8 protein-coding genes are annotated in these 7,148 nt (G+C 35.9%); all 8 read left to right on the top strand.

Annotated features, from left to right (window positions below):
- The first annotated feature begins 217 nt into the window (after positions 1-217).
- Positions 218-2,182 (top strand): methionine--tRNA ligase, encoded by a 1,965-nt coding sequence (gene metG / locus CD152_RS02890; protein ID WP_103214363.1) that lies wholly within the window; start codon positions 218-220, stop codon positions 2,180-2,182.
- A 14-nt stretch (positions 2,183-2,196) separates the two neighbouring features.
- A complete protein-coding gene (locus CD152_RS02885) occupies positions 2,197-2,973 on the top strand; it encodes a TatD family hydrolase (RefSeq protein ID WP_015912420.1) in 777 nt (258 codons plus the stop codon).
- Positions 2,974-3,070: 97 nt separating this feature from the next.
- Complete coding sequence (rnmV, locus tag CD152_RS02880) at positions 3,071-3,616, top strand: ribonuclease M5 (protein ID WP_101141293.1); 546 nt, start codon at positions 3,071-3,073, stop codon at positions 3,614-3,616.
- On the top strand, positions 3,616-4,506 hold the full coding sequence (gene rsmA, locus CD152_RS02875; RefSeq protein ID WP_101141291.1) for a 16S rRNA (adenine(1518)-N(6)/adenine(1519)-N(6))-dimethyltransferase RsmA: 891 nt from the start codon (positions 3,616-3,618) through the stop codon (positions 4,504-4,506). The genes rnmV and rsmA overlap by 1 nt, the downstream gene beginning before the upstream one ends.
- A 98-nt stretch (positions 4,507-4,604) precedes the next feature.
- A complete protein-coding gene (veg, locus tag CD152_RS02870) occupies positions 4,605-4,868 on the top strand; it encodes a biofilm formation stimulator Veg (protein ID WP_041636232.1) in 264 nt (87 codons plus the stop codon).
- A 122-nt stretch (positions 4,869-4,990) separates the two neighbouring features.
- On the top strand, positions 4,991-5,842 hold the full coding sequence (gene ispE / locus CD152_RS02865; RefSeq protein ID WP_101141289.1) for a 4-(cytidine 5'-diphospho)-2-C-methyl-D-erythritol kinase: 852 nt from the start codon (positions 4,991-4,993) through the stop codon (positions 5,840-5,842).
- 57 nt (positions 5,843-5,899) lie between these two features.
- A complete protein-coding gene (purR, locus tag CD152_RS02860; RefSeq protein ID WP_099482729.1) occupies positions 5,900-6,742 on the top strand; it encodes a pur operon repressor in 843 nt (280 codons plus the stop codon).
- Complete coding sequence (locus CD152_RS02855; protein ID WP_015912414.1) at positions 6,742-7,116, top strand: RidA family protein; 375 nt, start codon at positions 6,742-6,744, stop codon at positions 7,114-7,116. Before purR ends, CD152_RS02855 begins: the two co-directional genes overlap by 1 nt.
- Positions 7,117-7,148 lie beyond the last annotated feature (32 nt).

The following is a 7,148-nucleotide window of genomic DNA, read 5'->3' as shown; positions in this document are numbered from 1 at the left end:
AATTAGAGTTTACTACCGTTTTTTTACAAAGTCAATGAAATCAAGTTATATATATAATTTGTAATAAAATAGTAATGCTTGTTAATTATTATTAATATCATTCAACATTTATAATTTGTATTGTTTTTTAAAACATGTCGAATTGTAAGTATTAGTAATATTGAAAAAACCCTTTATTTTATGTATATTTAATAAGTAAAGATGAGGAGGATTTCATATGACGAATAATACATTTTACGTTACGACCCCTATTTATTATCCAAGTGGGAAACTTCATATAGGTCATGCATATTCAACGGTAGCTGGAGATGCAATTGCACGCTATAAAAGAATGCAAGGTTATGATGTCAAATACTTGACGGGTACAGATGAACATGGTCAAAAGATTCAAGAAAAAGCTCAAGCTGCTGGTAAATCTGAGATTGAATATTTAGATGAAATCATCGCAGATATTCAAGCACTATGGAAAAAATTAGATATCTCTAATGATGACTTCATTAGAACGACAGAAGATAGACATAAAGTTGTGGTAGAAAAAATATTTGAGAGATTACTGGAACAAGGGGATATTTATCTAGGCGACTATGAAGGTTGGTACTCTGTACCTGATGAGACATTCTATACTGAAACGCAACTTGTGGACCCTATTTATGAAGGAGAAAAAATTGTTGGGGGTAAGAGTCCGGATTCTGGGCATCCGGTGCAACTTGTAAAGGAGGAAAGTTATTTCTTTAAGTTGAGCAAGTATACAGATCGTTTAATTGAATACTATGATGCACATCCAGAATTTATCCTGCCTGTTTCACGTAAAAATGAAATGCTAAATAATTTCATTAAACCTGGTCTTGAAGATTTGGCAGTATCGCGAACTTCATTTGATTGGGGAATCAAAGTACCATCTAATCCGAAGCATGTTGTTTACGTCTGGATAGATGCATTAACGAATTATATCTCTGCACTTGGATATCTATCTGAAGATGAAACAGAATTTAATAAGTACTGGCCGGCTGATGTACATATTATGGCAAAAGAAATTGTGCGTTTCCATACCATTATATGGCCAGCGTTATTAATGGCGTTAGACTTACCTCTTCCTAAGAAAATATTCGCTCATGGATGGATTCTTATGAAGGATGGCAAGATGAGTAAATCTAAAGGAAATGTCGTTGATCCTCATATATTAATCGATCGTTATGGTCTCGACGCAGTTCGTTATTATTTAATGAGAGAGCTGCCATTTGGGTCGGATGGGGTATTTACTCCGGAGGCTTTCGTAGAACGTACAAACTTTGATTTAGCCAACGATCTCGGTAATCTTGTAAACCGTACGATTGCCATGATTAACAAATATTTTGACGGTAACCTTACCGGTTACAAAGGGCAAATGCATGCAGTTGATGCAGAAATTGAAGATTTAGCAGTAGCAACTAAGAAAGCTTATGATAACGCGATGGAAAGTATGCAGTATTCAGTTGCTTTACAAGAAGTATGGAAATTGATTTCACGTACTAATAAGTACATTGATGAAACAACGCCGTGGATTCTTATCAAAGATGCGTCCCAAAAAGAACTGTTAGAGAGTGTAATGTATCATCTTGTTGAGAATATTCGATTTGCAGCGGTATTATTGCGTCCATTCTTAACAGAAGCACCATATAAAATCTTTGAACAGTTGAACTTAAAAGACAATGCACTTTATGGATTTGATAGTTTAATTACTTATGGCCAAATAGCGGAACTTAAAGTAGTGGAAAAAGCGACACCAATCTTTCCGAGATTAGATATAGAAGCAGAAGTAGAATTTATCAAAGGTACAATGCAGCCACCTGCATCTGAGAAAGTTGAAGCTGAAGGTAAAATTGAAATCACAATTGATGTATTTGATAAAGTAGAATTAAAGGCGGCAACAATTATTGATGCAGATTACGTGAAGAAAGCTAAGAAACTGCTAAAAATTCGAGTAGACTTAGGTAATGAAAAACGCCAAATTGTATCAGGAATTGCAGAATTCTATAAACCAGAGGATATCATTGGCAAAAAAGTAGTAGTCGTTACAAATCTAAAACCGGTAGAACTACGTGGTGAGAAATCAGAAGGTATGATTCTTTCTGCTGAGAAAGATGGACAATTAACACTTGTAAGCTTACCAAGTACAATTGAAAATGGTTCTATCGTTAAATAAATAGGAGTGATTTTGTGTTAATCGATACACATGTGCATTTGAACGCAGATCAATATGATGAAGATTTACAGGAAGTTATTGATAGAGCACGTGAAAATGGAATAGATCGCATGATCGTCGTTGGATTTGATGAAAAAACGATTAAACGTACGATGAAATTAATAGAGGATTATGATTTCATATACGGTGTTATTGGGTGGCATCCAGTCGATGCCATCGATTTTACTGACGAGTATTACGAATGGATAAAAGAACTTTCAAAACATCCTAAGATTGTTGCGATTGGTGAAATGGGTCTTGATTATCACTGGGATAAGTCTCCAAAAGATATACAAAAAGAAGTGTTTAAGCGACAAATTCAACTTGCAAAAGAAGTGAAACTTCCAATTGTTATTCATAATCGTGAAGCAACTCATGATGTAATTGAAATATTGAAATCAGAAAATGCACAAGAAGTTGGCGGCGTAATGCATAGCTTCAGTGGCAGTCCAGAGACTTGTGATGAAGTATTGAAGTTAAACTTTGTTATTTCTTTAGGGGGACCTGTGACGTTTAAAAATGCCAAACAGCCTAAAGAAGTTGCGAAGCATGTACCGCTCGATAAACTTCTTGTTGAAACGGATGCCCCGTATTTAACACCCCATCCTTATCGTGGAAAGCGTAACGAGCCGATGCACGTAAAATTGGTAGCAGAGGAGATTGCAGAACTACGTGGTATCACCTTAGAAGAGGTGGCACTACAAACGACGGCGAATGCTGAACGATTATTTAAGGTGAAAAAAACAGATTAAATTAATTTCAGCGAAAAAGGCCACGTGTTACTGACGTGGTCTTTTATATATATATACCGTATAATGATTAGTTGTATAAATGTAAAGGATAGATATTATGAAAATTAATGAAATTATTGTTGTTGAAGGTAAAGATGACACGACACGTGTAAAGCTTGCAGTAGAATGTGATACGCTTGAAACAAATGGTTCTGCTATTAATGAAGAGACGATTGAAGCGATTAGACATGCAGCCGAAGTGAGAGGTGTCATTGTACTTACAGATCCCGATTACCCAGGAAATAAAATCAGGAAAACGATTGAAAGTCATGTACCTGCAGTAAAGCATGCATTTATTGATGCTGATATTGCTGTAAGTAAACGTGGTAAGATTGGTATCGAACATGCACCAGTTGAAGCAATTCAAGATGCATTGATGCATGTATCAACACCGTTTGATTATACTTCTGAGACGGTGAGTAAAGCATTTTTGGTAGATAACGGTTTAATTATTGGTCCATATGCCAAAGAAAAAAGGAAGCAACTATGCAAGTACTTAAGAATCGGTTATTGCAATGGGAAGCAGTTATTTCATAGACTCAATGCTTTCGGTATAACTGAGCAGGATATAAAGCAAGCACTATATGATAAAGGAGAGGAATAATGGAATATAACGATATTGCAACACCAACAAGAACGAAACAGTTATTAGATCAATATGGGTTTAAGTTTAAGAAAAGTCTTGGCCAGAATTTTCTTGTAGATACTAATGTCATCAGAAATATAATTGAGGCTGCTGGTATAGATAAGACATCAGGTGTCATTGAAATTGGTCCTGGAATGGGGAGTTTAACTGAGCAGTTAGCAAAACATGCGAAACAAGTTTTAGCATTTGAAATAGACCAGCGACTTATACCGATACTAGGAGAAACATTAAGTCCTTACGATAATGTAACGGTGATCAATGAGGATATATTAAAAGCCGATGTAGCTTCTGCCATAGAAACGTATCTACATCATTGCGATGAAATTTTCGTTGTAGCCAATTTGCCTTATTATATTACAACGCCGATATTAATGGGTTTACTGGAAAAGAACTTAAATATTAACAGTTATGTGGTGATGATGCAAAAAGAAGTAGGAGAGCGTTTGTCTGCAGTCCCTTCAACAAAAGCATATGGTTCATTATCCATTGCAGTGCAGTACTATACTGATGTGAAACGTATTATGGTTGTTCCTAAAGGTGTCTTTATGCCACCGCCGAATGTAGATTCGCTCGTAGTCAAGCTGACAACATTAGAGCGTCCTCGTGTAGATGTTGAAGATGAAAATTTGTTCTTTAAGTTAACTAGAGGTGCTTTCGTCCAGCGTAGGAAAACGATCTTAAATAACTATATGAGCTTGATACAAGATAGTAAGGAGCACAAATCACGTATTATTGAATGGCTTGAGGCAAGTGGCGTAGCACCTTCACGACGTGGTGAGAGCCTTAATTTAAATGATTATGCACAACTTTCAAATAATATGAAAAAGTATCCAGAGTTGGTGATTTAAAACATTGACAACAGAAAATAAAATTGTTAAAATTAAAAATTTTATTGACTATTTATCGTTATGGTGCTAAAATGAAGGGCATAGCGAGTTGGGTCATTATGCCAAAAACATTAGTAGACATCAAAAAAATTCTTGACTGTCAGTTGGGTAATCGAATTGTATTAAGAGCTAATGGAGGACGTAAAAAGTTAATTGAGCGTCGTGGTGTGCTTAAAGAAACTTATCCATCAGTTTTCGTGGTTGAACTAGACCAGGAGCAACATAATTTTGAGCGTGTGTCTTATACATACACTGACGTTTTAACAGAAAACGTGCAAGTAACATTTGTAAATGATCAACAAGAAGAATTTCTTGTACAATAATTAGTAAAGCATATTCTCTACGTAGAGAATATGCTTTATTTTTTATTTTCTTTATCAATCTACAATTTAGAAATCGAATTGTGATAAAATAACTGTATTAATTAATTGAGCGAGGACGAGATATGATTTATGAGAATGCACCAGCTAAAATAAATTTGACACTAGATACACTATATAAAAGAGATGATGGATATCATGAAGTAGAAATGATAATGACGACAGTAGACTTATATGATCGATTGACTTTGGAGAAGAGAAAAGATAAAAAAATTGTACTTAAAATAGAGCATCGATACGTGCCAAATGATCATAGAAACTTAGCTTATAAAGCTGCAGAACTTATGATAGAGCGTTACAATATTAAATGTGGAGTAACGATTACGCTCGATAAAACTATTCCGATAGCTGCGGGTCTAGCGGGGGGTTCTAGCGATGCTGCTGCGACATTTCGAGGGATGAACAAACTGTTTGAGTTGAATCTTTCGCTTAAAACTTTAGCAGAACTTTCAAGTGAAATTGGTTCAGACATTCCGTTTTGTATATACGGAAGAACGTCACTATGTACAGGACGTGGTGAAGTACTTGAACATTTACCGAAGCCACCTTCATGCTGGGTAATTTTAGCAAAACCTGAGATCAGTGTGTCAACGCAAGAGGTTTATAGTGCACTTGATTTATCACAAGCACATGAACAGATTGAAAATGAGAAATGCAGACGTGCAATTGAAGCGGGAGATTACTTGGAGATGATACGTACTTTAGGGAATAGGTTAGAAGCTGTAACGATAGAAATGCATCCTGTTATTCAAATGCTTAAGGAAACGATGATGAAAGCTGGAGCAGATGTTGCTATGATGAGCGGCAGTGGACCTACTGTATATGGATTAGCAGCAAAAGAACGCCAGGCTAAAAGTGTAGTCAATGCATTAAAAGGATGTTGTAAAGAAGTATATATGGTAAGAATGCTAGGGTAGGGAAAACCGAACATTTGTGATATATTAAACATATATCATGCGTAAATGAGGGATTTTATGAAGTTTAAGAGAAGTGAACGTATCGTCTACATGACGAGCTATTTGCTGAGCCATCCAAATGAGCTTGTACCATTAACCTATTTTGTAGAAAAGTTTGGACAGGCCAAGTCTTCAATTAGCGAGGATGTACAAATTATTAAAGATACTTTTGAAAAAGAAGAGATTGGAATTATTACAACTACCGCTGGAGCGAGTGGTGGAGTAACGTTCAGACATAGAATGTATTATGATGAAGCCGAAGGGCTGATCAGAACATTGTGTAATATGTTGCAGGAGAAAGAAAGGCTGCTTCCTGGAGGTTATTTATTTATGTCGGATGTTGTTGGTAATCCGAGACTGCTTGGACAAGTGGGAAAACTGATAGCTACAATGTATATGAACGAAGAAATAGATGCAGTAGTTACCATAGCAACAAAAGGAATCTCACTGGCAAACGCAGTAGCCGGCATTTTAAACTTACCGGTGGTAGTAATAAGAAAAGATAATAAAGTGACGGAAGGTTCTACGGTTTCTATCAACTATGTATCTGGTTCTTCGAGAAAGATAGAGACAATGGTATTATCAAAGCGCACGCTTCCCGAAGGTTCGAAAGTTTTGGTTGTTGATGATTTCATGCGTGCAGGAGGTTCTATCACGGGAGTCATGAATTTAATGAATGAGTTTAAAGCAACGGTAAAAGGGGTAACAGTACTAGTAGAATCGAAAGAAGTTAAGAATCGTTTAATTCAGGACTATACCTCTTTGGTGAAATTATCTAATGTAGATGAATATAATCAATCTTTTACTGTTGAAGAAGGTAATTGCTTAGACAAATTTTCTGAAGTAGGGAGAAATCAATAATGAAAAATGTTTTTTCTAAAAATGCACCAGAAGCTATCGGTCCATACTGTCATGCAGTTGTTGTGAACAATATGGTTTATACAAGTGGACAAATCCCATTGACATTACAAGGTGAATTAGTCAGCGAAGATGTCCAGGAGCAAACAAAGCAAGTATTGGACAACTTATCAGCAGTGCTAAAAGATAGTGGAGCTAGTCTTGATAGTGTAGTTAAAACTACTATATTTATTAGTGATATGAATGATTTTCCTTTGATTAATGAAGTATATGGTGAGTATTTTAATGTCCATCTACCTGCAAGAAGTTGTGTTGAGGTGAGTAGGTTGCCTAGAGATGTAAAGGTTGAAATCGAAGCGGTAGCCCTGAAACTCTAAACGATCATTAACTTACATTTATATTGGGAGGC

The organism is Macrococcoides caseolyticum, from assembly GCF_002902665.1.
Lineage (GTDB): Bacteria > Bacillota > Bacilli > Staphylococcales > Staphylococcaceae > Macrococcoides > Macrococcoides caseolyticum.
Note: the sequence above shows the minus strand (reverse complement) of the source record. Positions and strands in the feature narration are given on the sequence as shown.